The organism is Lysinibacillus sp. KCTC 33748 (assembly GCF_002237755.1).
Taxonomy (GTDB): Bacteria; Bacillota; Bacilli; order Bacillales_A; family Planococcaceae; genus Lysinibacillus.
Map to the genome: position 1 here is coordinate 289,405 of NZ_MWSJ01000001.1, position 19,117 is coordinate 308,521.

At 37.9% G+C, this 19,117-nt stretch carries 16 protein-coding genes; 15 read left to right on the forward strand and 1 reads right to left on the reverse strand.

Translation table 11 applies throughout. From position 1 onward, the window contains the following. Window positions 1–28: 28 nt before the first annotated feature. From B1B04_RS01260 to prfB, 5 genes are all read left to right on the forward strand, one after another. The gene (locus tag B1B04_RS01260) at window positions 29–412 is read left to right on the forward strand and encodes a PilZ domain-containing protein (protein ID WP_079559521.1); all 384 of its coding nucleotides are present in this window, start codon (window positions 29–31) and stop codon (window positions 410–412) included. Between the two features lie 173 nt (window positions 413–585). Then, window positions 586–1,137: a ribosome hibernation-promoting factor, HPF/YfiA family gene (hpf, locus tag B1B04_RS01265; protein WP_079559522.1), complete on the forward strand. Its 552-nt coding sequence runs from the start codon at window positions 586–588 to the stop codon at window positions 1,135–1,137. Between the two features lie 140 nt (window positions 1,138–1,277). After that, window positions 1,278–3,788: a preprotein translocase subunit SecA gene (gene secA, locus B1B04_RS01270; RefSeq protein ID WP_079559523.1), complete on the forward strand. Its 2,511-nt coding sequence runs from the start codon at window positions 1,278–1,280 to the stop codon at window positions 3,786–3,788. Window positions 3,789–4,135: 347 nt separating this feature from the next. After that, window positions 4,136–4,690: a competence protein ComK gene (locus B1B04_RS01275; RefSeq protein WP_079559524.1), complete on the forward strand. Its 555-nt coding sequence runs from the start codon at window positions 4,136–4,138 to the stop codon at window positions 4,688–4,690. 146 nt (window positions 4,691–4,836) lie between these two features. Continuing rightward, window positions 4,837–5,941 (forward strand): peptide chain release factor 2 gene (gene prfB / locus B1B04_RS01280; protein ID WP_427413545.1). Its coding sequence is split into 2 segments (ribosomal slippage): window positions 4,837–4,911 and window positions 4,913–5,941, totalling 1,104 coding nucleotides; the frame shifts between segments, so codons are not numbered across the junction. Window positions 5,942–6,027: 86 nt separating this feature from the next. Here the strand turns inward: prfB and B1B04_RS01285 are convergent. Beyond that, window positions 6,028–6,537, reverse strand: a complete 510-nt coding sequence (locus B1B04_RS01285) for a competence protein ComK (protein WP_079559526.1) — start codon at window positions 6,535–6,537, stop codon at window positions 6,028–6,030. Window positions 6,538–6,761: 224 nt separating this feature from the next. Between B1B04_RS01285 and B1B04_RS01290 the strand changes: the two genes are divergently transcribed. The 10 genes from B1B04_RS01290 to B1B04_RS01330 all read left to right on the forward strand — a co-directional run bounded on the left by B1B04_RS01290 (window position 6,762) and on the right by B1B04_RS01330 (window position 18,985). Beyond that, window positions 6,762–7,004 (forward strand): IDEAL domain-containing protein, encoded by a 243-nt coding sequence (locus tag B1B04_RS01290; protein ID WP_079559527.1) that lies wholly within the window; start codon window positions 6,762–6,764, stop codon window positions 7,002–7,004. 43 nt (window positions 7,005–7,047) lie between these two features. Then, the gene (locus B1B04_RS26330) at window positions 7,048–7,176 is read left to right on the forward strand and encodes a hypothetical protein (protein WP_276207734.1); all 129 of its coding nucleotides are present in this window, start codon (window positions 7,048–7,050) and stop codon (window positions 7,174–7,176) included. A 108-nt stretch (window positions 7,177–7,284) separates the two neighbouring features. After that, window positions 7,285–7,878, forward strand: coding sequence for an RNA polymerase sigma factor (locus tag B1B04_RS01295; RefSeq protein WP_079559528.1), 594 nt, complete (start codon window positions 7,285–7,287; stop codon window positions 7,876–7,878). After that, window positions 7,850–8,959, forward strand: coding sequence for a DUF4179 domain-containing protein (locus B1B04_RS01300; protein ID WP_079559529.1), 1,110 nt, complete (start codon window positions 7,850–7,852; stop codon window positions 8,957–8,959). Before B1B04_RS01295 ends, B1B04_RS01300 begins: the two co-directional genes overlap by 29 nt. Window positions 8,960–9,379: 420 nt before the next feature. Further along, entirely contained in the window at window positions 9,380–11,359 is a 1,980-nt protein-coding gene (gene uvrB, locus B1B04_RS01305) for an excinuclease ABC subunit UvrB (protein ID WP_079559530.1), read from the forward strand. 7 nt (window positions 11,360–11,366) lie between these two features. Further along, entirely contained in the window at window positions 11,367–14,231 is a 2,865-nt protein-coding gene (uvrA, locus tag B1B04_RS01310) for an excinuclease ABC subunit UvrA (RefSeq protein WP_079559531.1), read from the forward strand. Between the two features lie 336 nt (window positions 14,232–14,567). Next, entirely contained in the window at window positions 14,568–15,761 is a 1,194-nt protein-coding gene (locus B1B04_RS01315) for a DUF4097 family beta strand repeat-containing protein (RefSeq protein ID WP_079559532.1), read from the forward strand. 271 nt (window positions 15,762–16,032) lie between these two features. Continuing rightward, a complete protein-coding gene (gene ftsE, locus B1B04_RS01320) occupies window positions 16,033–16,719 on the forward strand; it encodes a cell division ATP-binding protein FtsE (RefSeq protein WP_079559533.1) in 687 nt (228 codons plus the stop codon). Beyond that, a complete protein-coding gene (gene ftsX / locus B1B04_RS01325; RefSeq protein ID WP_079559534.1) occupies window positions 16,709–17,593 on the forward strand; it encodes a permease-like cell division protein FtsX in 885 nt (294 codons plus the stop codon). Before ftsE ends, ftsX begins: the two co-directional genes overlap by 11 nt. Before the next feature lie 57 nt (window positions 17,594–17,650). Further along, window positions 17,651–18,985, forward strand: a complete 1,335-nt coding sequence (locus B1B04_RS01330) for a murein hydrolase activator EnvC family protein (protein WP_079559535.1) — start codon at window positions 17,651–17,653, stop codon at window positions 18,983–18,985. Window positions 18,986–19,117: the final 132 nt, after the last annotated feature.

Here is a 19,117-nt window from a genome sequence, read left to right on the forward strand (position 1 = left end):
ATGTTTAGAATAGTATCGAGGTGGGAAAATGATATTTAAGCGCCAAGAAGGCTTTCGATTTAAATTCGAGGAGCCTGTTAAAATGACTTTCGCAATATACGAGAATGGTAGAGTCAATCAAGCGCAAACGGCAATGGCTGATTTGCTTGATATTAGTCCTCGCGGTTTAAAGATGTTTACTGAGGTGGATTTAGGTGTTAATCCTCGTCCTTTGGATTTACGCTTTATTCTGGATACGAGAGAGGTACGAGCTTATGGAGAAGTCATTTGGAGCCGTCCTTTTGGTACTGGTAAGCAGTATGGTGTGAATTTCAATAATCAAGAATCGGTTGAAGATTTGATTGTCGAGGAATTGAAGTTGCGCCGAAGAAAAGAAGCGGATGAGGCAAAACTAAATAATATTCATTCATAAAGTGAAACATACATCAGTGAGGGAATTTGTTCATCAATCACCTAGCTTCGTTGCTTTTACTGATACTGCTCATGCAGGAAAAAAATTTTTTTTGAAAAAAAGAATTATTTTAGAGGAATTTCGCACACTTGTGTAGAAATATAAAGTATAGCAGTTATAAAGGAGGAGTTTACATGTTAAACTTTAACATTCGTGGTGAAAATATTGAGGTAACTCCAGCTATTCGAGAATATGTTGAGAACAAAGTCGAGAAAGTTGAACGTTATTTTAACGAAGATGTTAACGCCAACGCTAACGTAAATTTAAAGGTTTATAATGACAAGCAAACTAAAGTGGAAGTTACAATTCCGATGAAGAACTTAACTCTTCGTGCAGAAGAGCGTCATACAGATATGTATGCTGCGATTGATTTGATCGTTGATAAATTAGAACGTCAAATCCGTAAGCATAAAACGAAGGTAAACCGTAAATTCCGTGAGCGAGAAGGTACAGGCCTTTATTTTGCTACTTCTCAAGCAGCCGCTGATGCAGTGACAGAGGAAGACGAATACTCAATTGTTCGTACAAAGCAATTTGATTTAAAACCGATGGATCAAGAAGAAGCTGTTTTACAAATGAATATGTTAGGGCATGATTTCTATATCTTTACAGATGCGGAATCAAACGGCACAAATATTGTCTATAAACGTAAAGACGGTAAATACGGCTTAATTGAAACAACTTAACCTTAAATATGTCCAAGGGCTCTCGCCAAAGCGGGAGCCTTTTTTATGAGCTTGCTTATTAGACTGGGGACTCTGTTTGCATGAATCTGTTATACAATGGTAAAATGAAAGTTGAGACTATATAGGAAGTGAAAAAATTCATGGTAAACCTATTAAATAAATTATTTGATTTCAATAAACGTGAACTAAAAAAATTAGAAAAAATCGCTGACCAGGTTGAGGGATTCGCTTCTCAAATGGAACAGCTTTCAGATGATCAATTACAAGCGAAAACAGAAGAATTTAAAAAACGCTTTGCCGACGGAGAGCCTTTAGAGTCGATTCGTGCGGAAGCTTTTGCGGTTTGTCGTGAAGCATCAAAGCGTGTGTTAGAGATGTACCCATTCCGTGTGCAAATTATGGGTGCTGCGGCATTAGATGAAGGTAATATTGCGGAAATGAAAACGGGTGAAGGTAAAACGTTAACGGCTACGATGGCTGTTTACTTAAATGCCATTACTGGTAAAGGCGTACATGTTGTGACGGTCAATGAATATTTAGCGGGTCGTGATGCTGAGGAAATGGGACATCTGTATAATTTCTTAGGCTTAACGGTTGGTTTAAATTTGAACAGCCTGTCAAAAGAAGAAAAACGTGCTGCTTATGAAGCTGATATTACGTATAGTACGAACAATGAGTTAGGCTTTGACTATTTACGTGATAATATGGTGCTTTATAAAGAAGAACGTGTACAACGTCCGCTACATTTTGCGGTAATCGATGAGGTTGACTCAATTTTAATTGATGAAGCGCGTACGCCATTAATTATTTCGGGTCAAGCTGGGAAATCGGCGCAGCTTTATAAACAATCTAATGCGTTTGTTCGTATGTTAAGTGCGGAAACGGATTACACATATGAAGAGTCGACAAAGGGTGTTACGTTGACAGATGCTGGTGTTGAAAAGGCAGAGAAAGCATTTGGCATTGATAACCTATTTGATTTAACGCATGTACGTTTAAACCATGCGATTAACCAATCGTTAAAGGCTCATGTAAGTATGCATAATGATATTGATTATGTTGTACAAGAGGGCGAAATTATTATTGTTGACGGCTTTACGGGGCGTTTAATGAAAGGTCGTCGCTACTCAGATGGGCTGCATCAGGCAATCGAGGCCAAAGAGGGCGTAGAGATTCAAAATGAATCGATGACGATGGCGACAATTACATTCCAAAACTATTTCCGTATGTATCAAAAGCTTTCAGGTATGACAGGTACAGCGAAAACAGAGGAAGAGGAATTCCGTAATATTTATAATATGAGTGTTGTGGCGATTCCAACGAATAAGCCGATTGCTCGTGATGACCGTCCTGACTTAATTTTTGCTTCTATGGAAGGAAAATATAAAGCGGTGGCGGCAGATATTGCAGAGCGCCATAAAGCTGGACAACCAGTTCTTGTCGGTACTGTTGCTATTGAAACATCTGAAATTATTTCGGATTTGTTGAATAAACATAAAATCCCACATAACGTTTTAAACGCGAAGAACCATGAGCGTGAAGCAGAAATTATTGCGAATGCTGGTACGAAGGGTGCCGTAACGATCGCTACGAACATGGCTGGGCGTGGTACAGACATTAAGCCTGGAGAAGGTGTAATGGAGATTGGCGGTCTAGCGGTAATTGGTACGGAGCGTCATGAATCTCGTCGTATCGATAATCAGCTACGTGGTCGTTCTGGACGTCAAGGGAATCCAGGGGTTACTCAATTCTATCTGTCATTAGAAGATGAATTAATGCGTCGTTTTGGCTCTGATAATATGAAATCCATGATGATGAAATTAGGGATGGATGATTCACAGCCACTTCAATCAAAAGTTGTTTCAAGAGCGGTAGAATCAGCTCAGAAACGTGTTGAAGGTAATAACTTCGATTCTCGTAAACGTTTATTACAATATGATGATGTGTTACGTCAGCAACGTGAGATTATTTATCAAGAGCGTTACGACGTATTAGAAACAGAAAATATGCGCGTGCTTGTTGAGTCGATGATTCAAGAAACAATCGATGACATTGTCGCAGTATATACGCAAGGTGAGCAGAAGGATTGGAACTTAAAAGCGATTGATGACTTTGTCGCTGCAAACCTATTGGATGAAGGCGTTCTGAAGATGGAAGATTTCCAAGGTAAATCTGTAGAAGAGATTAACCAGCTAATTTCGAACACTGTCCAAGCACGTTATGATGAAAAAGAAGAACAGCTTACATCAGAGCGTATGCGTGAATTTGAAAAAGTTATCTTATTACGTTCAATTGATACGAAGTGGATTGATCATATTGATGCTATGGATCAGCTACGTCAAGGTATCCACCTTCGTGCATATGGTCAAAATGACCCTCTTCGTGAGTATCAACAAGAAGGCTTTGCTATGTTTGAGGATATGGTTGCTTCCATTCGCGAAGATGTAGCAAAATATGCGATGAAGGCAGAGATCCATAATAATTTAGAGCGTGAGGAAGTTGCAAAAGGTCAAGCTGTTAATCCGAAAGAGGATGGCGGTTCAGCTCCGAAAAAGCAACCTGTCCGTAAGGCTGAAAATGTTGGGCGTAATGATTTATGTCCATGTGGAAGCGGTAAGAAATTTAAAAACTGCCATGGTGCAGGTCAATAACATTATAATGACGGAAAAGACCATTTTAACGAAAGTTAAAATGGTCTTTTTTCTATGTTTAGGATATTTTCACAATTTAATGCAATTAAATATCGAAAAATTCAGAAAAAGGTACATAATACTACAACAATAGGTAAATAGTTCAATGAAAAGGGTAATGTTTATAACTTTTTTCTGATTTATTATGAATATAAGTTTATAGTCTGAAAGTTGTGATAAATGATAGAGGAGGTGATTGATATGTGGAGATAAAAAATCCTCGAGAACAGCAGTCCGCGGAAGACCTTCTCGAGGAAATGCATTGGGGTATACCAATATATTTCTAAAAAAATAAAGGAGGGTTAACAATGCAGTATGATGACATTATGAGTAGCGAAACGATGCTGTATAAGCCGGAGTATGATGCCTTGGGAAACTTGTGCACACGCGTAATTGAAAGGGATAACGAATATATTTCAAAATTAGCGCCGACAAAATTAATGGATTATAATCTACGATATTTTGGTTCAAGTTTAAGAGGGGCTCTCGATGGATCGAGAATGATACTAGGAAAGTTGAATAAAAATCCAATAGTTGTTCATGAACGAAGTAATATTGTATGGTTTCCAAGTAAGTCTTATATAAGACCTGAATGTCAATGGTTTGCTGTCCATCATATCCTAGACTATCAAGCTATGGATAAAAAGAATACAAAAGTAATTTTTATGAACGGCTATGAAATTACTGTGGATCTAAGTTTCAGATCATTTGAATACAGAATTCAAAGAGCGTATTTACTAAAATATAAACTGGAAAAACGAACAAAGCTATTAGTTCAATATGATCAAGGCAGAGTATTCCCGCGAATGACGAACAACGTTATCTTTGACGATGATAAAGATAGAAACAAAACAGTGTTGTAAAAAAGTATGTTTTCCTTCGTAAAAACGTTATAATGAAGTGATACGGGGCTTGAAAGAAATGAGGGAGAAGTATTTTAAATTCATTTCTTAACCTGTTTTTAAGCTTTTAAAACCAGCCCCATTAAAAACGTTCGGAGGATTTAACAATGATTGAATTAGCAGATGTACGTAACGCGTTAGACACTTCAGCCAAAAAATTGGCGGACTTTAGGGGGTCTCTTTGACTTAGAAAACAAAGAGGCACGCATGCAGGAATTAGATGAAATGATGCTTGAGCCAGGTTTCTGGGATGACCAGCAAGGTGCACAGGTAATCATTAATGAGAGCAATGGCTTAAAGGCAATTGTTAATGAATATAAAGATTTAGTGGAAACACACGAGAACCTAGATATGACGCTAGAGCTATTGCAAGAAGAGCCTGATGAAGAATTGCAGGAGGAGCTAGGCAATGAATTAGTAGAATTCCAGCAAAAAATGGGCGATTTTGAGCTGCAATTACTATTAAGCGGCCCTTATGATCAAAACAATGCAATTTTAGAGCTGCACCCAGGAGCAGGTGGTACGGAATCTCAGGATTGGGGCTCAATGCTACTTCGTATGTACACACGCTGGGCTGAGAAACGTGGCTTTAAAGTGGAAACAGTTGATTATCTTCCTGGAGATGAAGCAGGTATTAAATCTGTAACATTGTCCATTAAAGGTCATAATGCTTACGGCTATTTACAAGCAGAAAAAGGTGTTCACCGTTTAGTACGTATTTCACCGTTTGACTCTTCGGGTCGTCGTCATACATCATTCGTTTCTTGCGATGTTATGCCTGAATTCGATGATAATATTGAAATTGATATTCGCACAGAGGATTTAAAAATTGATACGTATCGTGCAACAGGAGCAGGTGGTCAGCATATTAATACGACAGATTCAGCTGTTCGTATTACGCATACTCCTACTGGTACTGTCGTACAATGTCAGGCAGAACGTTCACAAATTAAAAACCGTGAAAAAGCTATGACGATGTTAAAAGGGAAGCTTTATCAATTAGAGATTGAAAAGCAGCAAGCGCAGCTAGATGAAATCCGTGGTGAACAGAAGGAAATCGGCTGGGGTTCACAAATTCGTTCATACGTATTCCATCCTTACTCAATGGTGAAGGATCATCGTACAAATGAAGAAACAGGTAATGTAGGAGCGGTGATGGATGGCGATTTAGATCCATTCATTAACGCATACTTACGTTCGAAAATCGGGTAATGAAGTCCCCTCAGAGGCACAGTAACATTGTGCTTTTGAGGGGTTTTTATTTTCACTACAATTACACCAAAGCGAAATTCATTGCTTTAAAAAGGTGGGTGATTCGGGGTGTCCTGACTAATCTGCTTGCGTTCATTCATGTAATGCTTATATAACATTGATGCATTGACAAATTGCTTGCTAATCGAAGCATATTGAATGGGTAATTCAATTTGTTTATCGTTTTTCAGTGTGACGATACAGCCCGTTTTACTCGGTACAATATTCGAAATGGCGTGAAGTCCAATCCAGATGTTGTGGACAGAGTTTGGCGAATAGATTGGTAGAAAAATACACGGATAACCATAATCGTAAGCAACAACGATTGGAAGCTTATGTTGATTGCCGAAGAAGCGTTTAGCGGAATGCTTCGCTGCTTCATAGGTTGTACCTAGTGAAATACAAGATTTCCGTAATATATGCATTGGCCTCCGTGTAACAATAAGTTCATTATGCTTATCGATTACCCGAGTGAAAATTTTAGAGTCGTACTGAACTGGCTGAAGTAAATAGGTGTTAAAAGAAAGTAAATATCCATTGACGTAGTTTGCTGACATCTATGTAAGCCTCCTTTTCTATTTCTTCTTGAAGTGTATAACACAAAAATAAATTCAGAAAATATAGATAAAAGAAGGAAGTTCGTGCTATTTCAAGCAATTGCTTAGAAAAATTGCTTAAAATAGCACGAGATTAATAGTAAATCGAAGTGATTTTCAGTTCTAAAGCATTGCATTTTAATTTCAATTTTCTTATAATTTAGAAAAGGATCGAGGTGAGATCGTTGGATAAATATTATTCGTATACAGATTTTCTAAAAGCCGTTGGTCAGACAAAGAAAGTTGATGAGGCAGAGAAATTATTAAACGAGATTTATTTAGATTTATTTTTAAATCATATCCAGCGTAAGCATCGTGAAGAGCAGCTCATGGTTCTGATAGATAGAGCACTCGATGACAAAGATGAAAACGCATTTCATCTATACGCAACCGAACTAGTAGCTTTACACCAAGATACAACTGAATAATATGACGAGCCCGCTCTCTGATATTGGAGGGTGGGATTTTTTTGTGATTTTATTTGCAAGATTGATGAGTGAATACCTTGAATTCGTTAGGAGTGTAGAGCAAGTAGAAGAATCGACTGAAGAAAAGAAGGCATTCATTTTGCCAGGATTCTATACACCGTTAAAGAAGTAAAGCGTCCCAAGTTGTGTCACTCTTTTTTTCTTTTCCCCAAAAAGTTTTTTTATAGTGTCACAAATCCCTATTAATTTCAGTTATATAGGTTAGAAAGGAGGGGAGAATTTGACTGTACTGAATAACTCCAAGGAAAAAGCCGATTTAGATATAAAATCTATCGTGGAACAAGTTCAAACAGGCGATATTCATGCCTATACAGAAATAATTCGTTGTTTTCAAAAGCCAATCTATATTTACTGCTACTATCTTTTAGGAAATAAAGAAGAAGCTGAGGATGCTTCACAAGATATTTTTATAAAGGGATTAGAGAATATTAGTCATTTTTCTTATACTGTTTCTTTCTCAGCATGGCTTTATAAGATTGCTCATCATCACTGTATTGATTTAATAAAAAAGAAAAATAAAGGTTTTAAATTTTGGACAAGTTTTAAGAAAGATCATGCGTACAAGCACACTCATGAACAAGGATTTCAATATGACGATATCATTCATGAGTTATTAGAACAGTTACATATGGACGAAAGAAGGATTCTGCTACTTCGGTCAATAGAGGAATATAGCTTCGACGAAATTGCTTCTATTATGGAACTTAAGCCAACTACTGTTCGAAAAAAATATGAACGATTACGTAAAAAATTGTTGAAAAAGAATAAGTTAGGAGGGGAAAGTTATGAACACTCGTTCAAAACAGGAGGATAAAGAATTAGATCAGTTAGAAAGATTAATCCGAGAAACCCCAATGGAAGTTGATTTAGTTAATCGTACAATGAACAAATTCGAAAGTACTCGTTATACAAAGCAGCCAGAAAGCTTTAGAACTTCTAAGAACAAGCGTCAAAAAGTAATGATGATTACGGCCTCTGCAGCAATGATTTTTAGTCTTATATTTATTTCTAGTTTAGTTTCACCAACTTTGGCTGCAACGATCAAACAAGTTCCCGTGCTTTCTTCTATTTTCAAACTCGCTGGTGATCTTGGCCTGCAAACTGCTGATGAGAAAGGGCTCTCAACGAAACTTAATACAAGTGCTACTCATGATGATTTTACATTAAATGTATCAGAAGTAGTGTATGACGGTACACGCGTTTCAATAGCTATTGAACGCCCTCATAAAGAAGATGAGAAAGAAACGTTAATGGAACGTATCAATAATATCGAATTGCTCATTAATGATGCTCCTGTTAAATCTATTGGAATTGTTATGAAACCAGGTAAAGATAATGATTCTGCTATTATTGAGCTTTCTGATCTGAGAAATCAGGGAGGAAGTCCTTTCCCAGAGCAGTTTGATTTAACAGTATCGGCTACAATAGCTGGTATACAGGATCCTTTCAAAATTGATATTCCTGTGAATAAAATCGAAAACTATCTGACTTTACAACCTAATGTAAGTCGAGAATACAAAAATATTCATTTTAGTGTTGAAAAAGTCGAATTTACACCAATAACGACAGGATTAACTACACGAGTCGTTTTAACTGACAACTCAATTTTTACGCTACCTTTACTAACGATGGGTGTAGATATTTTTGATGATCAAGGCCATAAACTTAAATTGATTGGCGGAGATGGTTGGAATGCTACAAATGGAAACATTCATATTTCTGATCGTAGATTCCAACCATTTGAATCTATTCCCAAAACAATAACCCTTAAGCCGTATATACATCTCTTTGATGAAAAAGAAATGTGGGTATATCAAATGAATGAAAATGGTGACCCGAAGATTCAATATATTCCTGAGCTGGAGGTTACACTCCCTATTAATTCACAAAAATAAAAAAGTAGAGAAAGTGAGGCAAACTTACTTTCTCTACTTTTTAGTATGTCAAATTATTTACTTACTTTAAAAATATAATTTTCCAATCAAGCTGATCACACCCAATCAAAACTACTAGGCTCCTTTTATATAACCTTTTAATAAACCTAAACCCGACGAGCAATTCGTCACCAAACAGTGAATTTCCTGCTAAGATCATGTTTTTACATCGCCCTATCTCGATTAGCTAACATTTGGAAAGGGTAATCTATTGATAGAGAGGTTCCGATTAATTATTATAGTACATACGTTCTGTTAAATTCATCGCAAATAGAGCAAACGGAAAAATATTTACAAACATTCGTTCGTTAAATGTTCGAAATTTTAATAACGCTATGCTAAAATATATGTACAAATTGGAAGGAAAGGACGGGGACATGTGTGCAAACATTTGATTTACAAGCGCCATATACGCCTAATGGGGATCAGCCACAGGCAATTGCGGAATTAGTGGAGGGTGTACGTGAAGGTAAGCGTCATCAAACGTTGCTTGGGGCAACAGGAACGGGAAAAACGTTTACGATTTCTAATGTCATTAAAGAAGTAAAAAAACCGACACTTATTATGGCACACAATAAAACACTAGCGGGTCAATTATATAGTGAGTTTAAAGAGTTCTTCCCTGATAATGCAGTTGAATACTTTGTTAGCTACTATGATTACTTTCAGCCAGAGGCTTATGTACCGCAGACGGATACTTATATCGAGAAAGATTCAAGCATTAATGATGAAATTGATAAGTTGCGTCACTCTGCGACATCTTCATTATTCGAGCGCGATGATGTAATTATTATTGCATCCGTGTCCTGTATTTATGGTCTAGGTTCTCCAGAAGAATATCGTGAACTGGTCGTATCAGTGCGTACGGGAATGGAAATTGAACGTAATCAGTTGCTTCGAAAATTGGTCGATGTACAGTATGAGCGTAATGATGTGAGTTTTACACGTGGGACGTTTCGGGTACGTGGTGATGTAGTGGAAATTTTCCCTGCATCCCGTGATGAACATTGTATCCGCGTGGAATTTTTCGGGGATGAGATTGATCGAATTCGAGAGGTGGATGCGTTAACTGGAGAAATACTAGCAGAGCGTGATCATGTTGCTATTTTCCCAGCGTCCCACTTCGTTACACGAGAAGAAAAAATGCTAAAAGCTATTGATAATATTGAAAAAGAGTTGGAGGAGCGTTTAGCTCTTTTGCGTTCAGAGGATAGATTATTGGAGGCGCAGCGTTTAGAGCAACGCACTCGTTATGATTTAGAAATGATGCGTGAAATGGGCTTTTGCTCGGGGATTGAAAACTACTCGCGTCATTTAACATTGCGTGAAGCGGGGGCGACGCCATATACACTACTTGACTATTTCCCTGATGATTTTTTACTTGTTGTCGATGAAAGTCACGTTACTTTGCCACAAGTTCGAGGGATGTATAACGGTGACCAAGCACGTAAAGGTGTGCTAGTTGAGCATGGCTTCCGTTTGCCATCAGCACTAGATAACCGCCCTTTACGTTTTGAAGAATATGAGAAACATATACATCAAGCTATTTATGTATCGGCGACACCTGGTCCGTACGAGCTTGAGCATACGCCGGAAATGGTGCAGCAAATTATTCGTCCAACTGGGCTGCTTGATCCACAAATTGACGTACGTCCTATTGAAGGGCAAATTGATGATTTAATCGATGAGATTCAAGGTCGTATTGCTCGTGATGAACGAGTGCTCGTTACAACGTTGACGAAAAAAATGTCAGAGGATTTATCAGCTTATTTGAAAGAGATGGGCTTAAAGGTGGAGTACTTGCATTCAGAGATTAAGACGCTAGAGCGAATTGAAATTATTCGTGAGCTGCGAAAAGGTACTTATGATGTTCTAATCGGCATTAACTTATTGCGAGAAGGGCTAGATATTCCTGAAGTTTCTCTTGTGGCAATTTTAGATGCTGACAAGGAAGGGTTTTTACGTTCAGAGCGTTCATTAATTCAAACGATTGGACGTGCCGCGCGTAATGCTAATGGTCATGTCATTATGTATGCAAATAATATGACGGATTCGATGAAAAAGGCGATTGAGGAAACGAAACGTCGTCGAGCATTGCAAATGGCGTATAACGAGGAGCATGGTATTACACCGAAAACGATTGTGAAGAAAATTCCTGATGTTATTCGTGCGACACAGGTGGCAGAGGAAGAAGAGACTTATGTAGCGAAGGCTACAAAAGGTAAGAAGCTGACGAAGGCGGAAAAAGAGCAGTTACTTGCTACGCTAGAATTAGAAATGAAAGAAGCAGCAAAAGCACTCGATTTCGAACGTGCTGCTGAGTTGCGCGATACAATATTTGAATTGAAATTAGAAGGGTGAACGGCTTGTGAAAAATACTGAAATAGTCGTGCAGGGCGCACGAGCACATAATTTAAAAAATATTAATGTCACAATTCCACGCGATCAATTAGTCGTGCTAACAGGTTTATCGGGCTCAGGGAAATCATCATTAGCGTTCGATACGATTTATGCCGAGGGACAACGTCGTTATGTAGAATCCCTTTCAGCCTATGCCCGTCAATTCCTTGGTCAAATGGATAAACCAGACGTCGATGCGATAGAGGGATTATCTCCTGCTATTTCAATCGATCAAAAAACGACGAGCCGTAACCCACGTTCGACAGTTGGGACAGTAACGGAAATCTATGATTATTTACGTTTGCTATATGCACGTATTGGTAAGCCTATTTGTCCAAATCACGGTATAGAAATTACCTCTCAAACGATTGAGCAAATGGTCGATCGTTTATTAACTTATCCAGAAAGAACGAAAATGCAGTTGCTTGCTCCAATGGTAGCAGGGCGTAAGGGAACACATGTAAAGCTACTGGAAGATTTAAAAAAGCAAGGCTTTGTTCGTGTACGTATCGACGGTGAGCTACGTGATTTAGATGATTCGATTGAACTTGATAAAAATAAAAAACATTCAATAGAAGTAGTCATCGATCGTGTTGTGATGAAGGAAGGCGTCGCGGCACGTCTTAGTGATTCCTTAGAGACAGCATTACGTTTGGCAGATGGGCGAGTACTTGTCGATGTGATGGAACATGAGGAATTATTATTTAGTGAGCATCATGCTTGCCCATTATGTGGTTTTTCAATCGGTGAGCTAGAGCCTCGTATGTTTTCATTTAACAGTCCATTCGGAGCTTGTCCAAGCTGTGATGGTTTAGGCTCGACACAAGAGGTTGATCTTGAATTAGTAGTACCCGATTGGGATCGAAGTTTATTAGAGCATGCTTTAGCACCGTGGGAACCGACAAGCTCTCAATATTATCCTCAGTTATTAAAGGCTGTGTGCGATCATTATGATATCCCGATGGACGTACCTGTAAAGGATCTACCGAAAGAAAAGATGGATAAAATTTTATATGGTTCTGGTAAAGATAAAATCCATTTCCATTATGAAAATGAGTTTGGCAATGTGCGAGATCAAATGATTGAATTCGAAGGTGTTGTCCGTAATGTGGAGCGCCGCTTTAAGGAGACAACGTCTGATTACGTGCGTGAACAAATGGAAAAATATATGGCCCAGCAAGCATGTCCATCTTGTAAAGGGTATCGCTTAAAGCCTGAAACATTAGCTGTAAAGCTAGCAGATAAGCATATTGGTGAAGTGACACAGTATTCGATTCAGGAAGCTGATACATTTTTCAAAGAGCTGGATTTATCAGAAAAGGATATGAAAATTGCTCGACTTGTTTTACGTGAAATTGAAGAGCGCCTTGGCTTCCTTGTCAATGTAGGGCTAGATTATTTAACATTAAGTCGAGCGGCAGGAACACTTTCAGGGGGAGAAGCTCAACGAATTCGCCTTGCAACGCAAATCGGCTCGCGCTTAACGGGTGTTCTCTATATTTTAGATGAGCCATCAATCGGCTTGCACCAACGTGATAATGATCGACTTATTAGCACATTGCAAAATATGCGTGATATTGGCAATACGCTTATTGTTGTCGAGCACGATGAAGATACAATGCTGGCGGCGGATTATCTTATTGATGTTGGTCCTGGTGCAGGTGTGCATGGCGGTCAAATTGTAGCGGCAGGAACACCTCAGGAAGTAATGGAAAATGAAGAGTCTTTGACGGGGCAATATTTAAGCGGTAAGAAGTTTATTCCACTGCCAATTGAGCGCCGTAAACCGAATGGACGTAAATTATCGATTAAAGGTGCCAAAGAAAATAATCTTCAAAATGTGAAAGTGGATGTGCCACTTGGCTTATTCGTTGCTGTAACTGGAGTTTCAGGTTCAGGTAAATCAACGCTTATTAATGAAATTTTATATAAGTCCTTAGCTCAAAAGCTAAATCGTTCAAAGGTGAAGCCCGGCGAACATAAAGAGGTAACGGGGATTGATGAACTCGAAAAGGTTATAGATATTGACCAATCACCAATCGGTCGTACACCTCGCTCAAATCCTGCTACGTATACAGGCGTTTTTGATGATATTCGAGATGTTTTTGCAACAACAAACGAAGCAAAAGTACGTGGCTATAAAAAAGGTAGATTTAGCTTCAACGTTAAGGGAGGTCGCTGTGAGGCTTGTCGTGGTGACGGTATTATAAAAATTGAAATGCATTTCCTTCCAGATGTTTATGTGCCATGTGAAGTTTGTCATGGAAAGCGTTATAACCGTGAAACACTTGAAGTGAAATATAAAGATAAGAGCATTGCAGATATTTTAGATATGACGATTGAAAACGCAGTCGTATTCTTCGAAAATATTCCGAAAATCCAGCGTAAGCTACAAACAATCGTGGATGTAGGATTAGGTTATATGAAATTAGGACAACCTGCCACAACGTTATCTGGTGGTGAGGCTCAGCGTGTAAAATTAGCCTCTGAATTACACCGTCGTTCAACAGGTAAATCATTCTATATTTTAGATGAGCCGACAACAGGCTTACATGCGCATGATATTGCACGTTTACTCGTTGTTTTACAGCGCCTTGTAGAAAATGGCGATTCAGTGCTAGTCATCGAACATAATTTAGATGTCATCAAAACAGCAGACTACATTATCGATCTAGGGCCTGAAGGTGGCGACAAAGGTGGTACGATTGTGGCGACAGGTACGCCAGAAGAAGTCGTTGAAGTCAGCGGCTCATTTACAGGTAAATATTTAAAGCCAATATTAACAAGAGATCGTCTACGTATGGAAGATGCTTTAGCCAAGGCTTCTCAATAAAGCACCCACTAAAAAAGTTCGCAATTTGCGAACTTTTTTTACGTTAGGGGCATACTGGGAAGGTGGATGTCGATAAGAACTAAAAGTAGGGTAATAAAACGTGAAAGTTAATCGATAAACTTCAAAAGTTGGGTGACATTCTATTAAAACGAATGTCATATGAATAAGTTGATCTTCGTTCCGGCCGTACGAGCCCAGCCGGAACGGAAATCAACCACACCTTATGGTAATGTGCCTAAAATAAGATATATTCCCAATTTTTTGTTTTTGGGTGAAACTTTTCACAATGTGTTTCGTATAAATACTATAACGAACTGAGGGAGGCTAATTTTAATTATGCAAAATGAACGTCAACGAATTTTAGAACTTGTGGAAAAAGGAACAATTTCAGCGCAAGAGGCGATTACATTATTAGAAGCATTAGAGCAACCTAGCAAGTCCACTCAACATGTTATGAATGATGTGTCAAATGAGGGCCAGCATTCCCAAACAGAAAAAGAGTCAGTATTTAAAGGTGAAAGTCCTAAGAGTGAACAATCGCAAAATGACGAAGATTTCCCTAAATATTTCCAAGAAGAAATGCGGGACTTCCGTAAAGATTTATCACAAATTGGTTCACTTTTTATGGATATGATGAATACGGCAGTAAAAAAGGTCAAAGAATTTGATGTAGCTTCTCCATTTGGTGATAAATTTGAGTTTACACATACGGAAGAAGTTGCAGCTGAACATGTAGATAAAATAATTGCTGAATTACCGAATGGCAATTTTTCATTAGAAACCGCTGAAGGAGATAGCTTCCAAGTCGTTTGCAAGGTAAAGGCACCTCTTGTTAATGATAGTGAAGAGGAAACACGTGCTAATTTCCTAGAGCAATTCGTTGTCAAAGAAGATGGAGATTCATTACGAATCTTAAGTCAACTTAAGCTAGTGCAAGTAAATGTGAAAGTCCTTGTTCCAAAGGATAAATTAGAAAAATTATCAGTACGTTTAATGAACGGAAGTGTTACTTTACAAGATACGGACTTCGAGCATTTAAAAGTAAAGACATTAAACGGTGCGATTAAAGGCTCTAAATTTAACTTCGGAAAGGCAGAAGTGGATTCTTCAAATGGTTCCATTGAATTAACAAATGTTCGTGGTAAAGATTTAGAGGCTGAAACATTGAATGGCCGTGTTTATTTAGATGGTGCATTGGATGAAGTTGAAGCAAAATCGGTTAATGGACATGTTGTGGTCACAACTTGCTCTACTAATTCATCGAAAATCAAAGCACAAACAGTCGCAGGAGCCGTTGAATTGTATGTGCCACGTACAATATCGTTAAGCGGTAAAATTGTTACGAATTTTGGTAAAGTAGATGTAGGTATTCAAGATGCTTCAAAAATTGAATCACAAGATCAATTTTTATCAAAAGTCGTACGTTTCGATAAAGAAGTAGAGAATGCTAATCGTCTATTTATCGAAGGTGAGTCTAAAACAGGTGCAGTTTTAGTACGCTATACAACGACTGACGAGCAAACTGTTTAACTAACAAAAGCATTCAGGCTATGTATACTAACATAGTTTGAATGCTTTTTTTGCTTAAAAACTTTAGAAAGGCAGAAATCGACTTTCCTCTAATGGGCTCGATTTCTGTTATTTTGTTTGTCGAGGTTGTAACACATTTATGGCAATCAGATAACGAAATAACAGGAACTACCACGGAATGAAATGAAACTGTAATAATAAAGGTAGAAATTGAGTGTTATAATAGGTTACGAAATACCTCTTACATGTAAGAGATTTAGGTGGTTTAAATATGATAGAAATGAAAAATGTGACAAAGAAATACCCAAATGGTGTTGTTGCGACAAATGGAATTTCCGTTAACATAAAGCAAGGTGAATTTGTCTACGTTGTAGGTCCAAGTGGAGCAGGTAAATCTACATTCATTAAATTAATGTATCGCGAGGAAAAAGCTACTTCGGGAGAAATCACTGTTAATGGTATAGATTTAGCTTCCTTGAAAAATAAAAAAGTACCTTTTTTACGTCGTCAAATCGGAGTGGTTTTCCAAGATTTTAAACTTTTACCTCGTTTGAATGTTTATGAAAATGTAGCGTTTGCTCTAGAGGTAATCGAGGAAGAACCAGCAGAAATTCGCCGCCGAGTGATGGAGGTTTTAGAGCTTGTAGGACTGAAGCAAAAGGCAAGAATGTTCCCTAATGAACTGTCAGGTGGCGAACAGCAGCGTGTTTCGATTGCACGATCAATCGTGAATGTGCCGAAGGTCGTTATTGCGGATGAACCTACCGGGAATCTTGACCCTGAAACGTCTTGGGATATTATGAATTTATTTGAAGAAATTAATGCGAGAGGTACAACTATAGTAATGGCAACACATAACCGTGAAATCGTAAATACGATTCGTCGTCGAGTAATTGCAGTAGAAGGCGGAATGATTGTCCGTGATGAGCACGGAGGTGACTACGGCTATGAAAATTAATACGGTAAAACGTCACTTTAGAGAAAGTTTAAAGTCTCTTGGTCGTAATAGCTGGATGACTATTGCTTCCGTAAGTGCAGTTACAGTTACATTAATATTAGTAGGCGTCTTTGCGCTTATCATGATGAATTTAAATAAAGTAGCATCTGATCTAGAAAACGATGTTGAAATTAAAGTATTAATTGATGAAACAGCAGGTAAAGCTGATGAAAAAGCGCTCATGGAAAAAATTAAGAAATTGCCAGATATCGCTGAGATGACTTATTCGACAAGAGAAAATGAATTATCTAAATTAGTAAAAGATTTTGGGGACGATTTTAAACTATTTGAGCAAAGTAACCCATTACGTAATGTTATTTATGTGAAGGCTTCAGATCCTCAGCAAACAGCTAAAGTTGCTAAAACAATTGATAAATTTAATTATACATATGACGTTATGTATGGTGAAGGCAAAGTTGAAAAGCTGTTTAACTTCTTGAATATTAGCCGTAACGTAGGGATTGTGCTTATTTTAGGATTATTATTTACAGCAATTTTCTTAATTTCTAATACGATTCGAATTACTATTATTGCGCGTCGAGATGAAATAGAAATTATGAAACTTGTAGGAGCAACGAATTCATTCGTGCGTATCCCATTTTTATTAGAAGGAATGTGGCTCGGAATTTTAGGTTCTATTATTCCGATTGCGGTCATCGCAACTCTTTACCACAATGTATATAAAATTATTGCGCCTCGATTAAAAGGCGAACTTGTCCAAGTACTTGATTTCTCACCTCTTGTGTACCAAGTAAGCGCTCTACTATTACTGATCGGTGTGCTAATCGGTATTTGGGGAAGTTTCATGTCAGTACGTAAGTTTTTAAAAATTTAGCTTTGTGAAGCAGGACAAGCATCAACCAAAATTAATAGTCGAAAAGGAGTTCAACCGGTGAAAAGTATGGCGAAAAACTTAATGAAATCACTTGCTGCAGCATCTGCACTATGTCTTTTTATCCAAACTCCATCAGCTTATGCAAATAGTTTATCGGATTTAAAAGATGAAAAAAGACAAATTGAATCAAAGAAAGATGGCTTAAATTCATCCATCAATAATAAATCAAATGCTATTAATGTAAATGAAGACAAGCAGCAAAAAATATTAGATCAAATTCAAACATTAAATGCTGAAATTGATAAAACGAATAGCAATATTAAAAATGTATTGGAAGAAATTCAATCTACAAATAAAGAAATAAAGTCTTTAAAAGATGATATAGCCGAGCTTCTACGCAAAATTGAAGAGCGTGATTTATTGTTAGAGGATCGTGCTCGTGCCATTCAGGCGGGTGGTTCCGTTAGCTATATAGATGTACTGCTTAGTTCTAATAGCTTCGTAGATTTTATCGATCGATTCTCTGCTGTTAATGCTTTACTAGAGGCGGATCGTCAAATTATCCAAGATCAAAAAGAGGATAAGCAAAAGTTAGAGGAACAAAAGCAAGTTTTAGAAAGCAAACGCCAAAAGCTTGAAGACAAAAAAGCCGAGCTTGATCGTTTAAAAGCATCATTAAATAGTCAAAAGACTGAGAAAAACAAATTAATTGATCAATTAGAAAAAGAACAAGCAAAGCTGAAGACTGAAAAAGTATTGCTTGAAAAAGAATATTCTGAGGCTCTTGAGATTAGTGCGGATTTACAACAAAAAATCATTAATGAGCAAAATCGATTAGCTGAAATTGCTCGTCAACAAGAAGAGAAACGTAAGGCAGCTGCTGCAGCCGCAGCCGCAGCAAAAGCATCTAATTCAAGTAATTCAAACAGTTCAAGCAGTAATAGTGGTGGAGGGTCTTCAACAGTCGAAGCGCCACCATCGAATGGTACATGGATTAAGCCAACAAATGGTCGTTTAACATCACCTTATGGCTGGCGTAATATTGGCGCAGGCCCAGAATTCCACTATGGGGTCGATCTTGCAAATAGCACAGGTACTCCAATTTGGGCAGCTGCTGACGGTGTTGTTTCTTACGCTGCACCACTTAGCTCGTATGGTAATGTTGTTATCATTACGCATTCTATCAATGGCGAAATTCATACGACAGTATATGCACACTTAAATTCTTTCAATGTTAGTGTTGGTTCAGAAGTATCCCAAGGTCAGCAAATAGGAACAATGGGTATGACTGGACGTGTAACAGGACCTCACTTACACTTTGAAGTGCACATCGGCGCTTGGCGAGGACAAGCAGTCGGAAGTGTGAATCCATTAAAATATATTCCGGTATAAACATATTGAAAGGCTATACATTAGAGTTCTTCTAATGTATAGCTTTTTTGTTTGCCATTCACATTTGTTAAGAACTAGTATTATGTGGAAGCCTTTTTCCTAGTGTGGCACCATTTGATGTAATATATTTAT

Excerpts from the sequence above, each read along its gene's own strand:
- B1B04_RS01300 (WP_079559529.1), top strand. The coding sequence starts at position 7,850 with ATGAACACTCGTTCAAAACAGGAGGATAAAGAATTAGATCAGTTAGAA.
- B1B04_RS01275 (WP_079559524.1), top strand. The coding sequence starts at position 4,136 with ATGCAGTATGATGACATTATGAGTAGCGAAACGATGCTGTATAAGCCG.
- B1B04_RS01260 (WP_079559521.1), top strand. The coding sequence starts at position 29 with ATGATATTTAAGCGCCAAGAAGGCTTTCGATTTAAATTCGAGGAGCCT.
- secA (WP_079559523.1), top strand. The coding sequence starts at position 1,278 with ATGGTAAACCTATTAAATAAATTATTTGATTTCAATAAACGTGAACTA.
- ftsX (WP_079559534.1), top strand. The coding sequence starts at position 16,709 with ATGAAAATTAATACGGTAAAACGTCACTTTAGAGAAAGTTTAAAGTCT.
- ftsE (WP_079559533.1), top strand. The coding sequence starts at position 16,033 with ATGATAGAAATGAAAAATGTGACAAAGAAATACCCAAATGGTGTTGTT.
- B1B04_RS01315 (WP_079559532.1), top strand. The coding sequence starts at position 14,568 with ATGCAAAATGAACGTCAACGAATTTTAGAACTTGTGGAAAAAGGAACA.
- B1B04_RS01285 (WP_079559526.1), bottom strand. The coding sequence starts at position 6,537 with ATGTCAGCAAACTACGTCAATGGATATTTACTTTCTTTTAACACCTAT.
- hpf (WP_079559522.1), top strand. The coding sequence starts at position 586 with ATGTTAAACTTTAACATTCGTGGTGAAAATATTGAGGTAACTCCAGCT.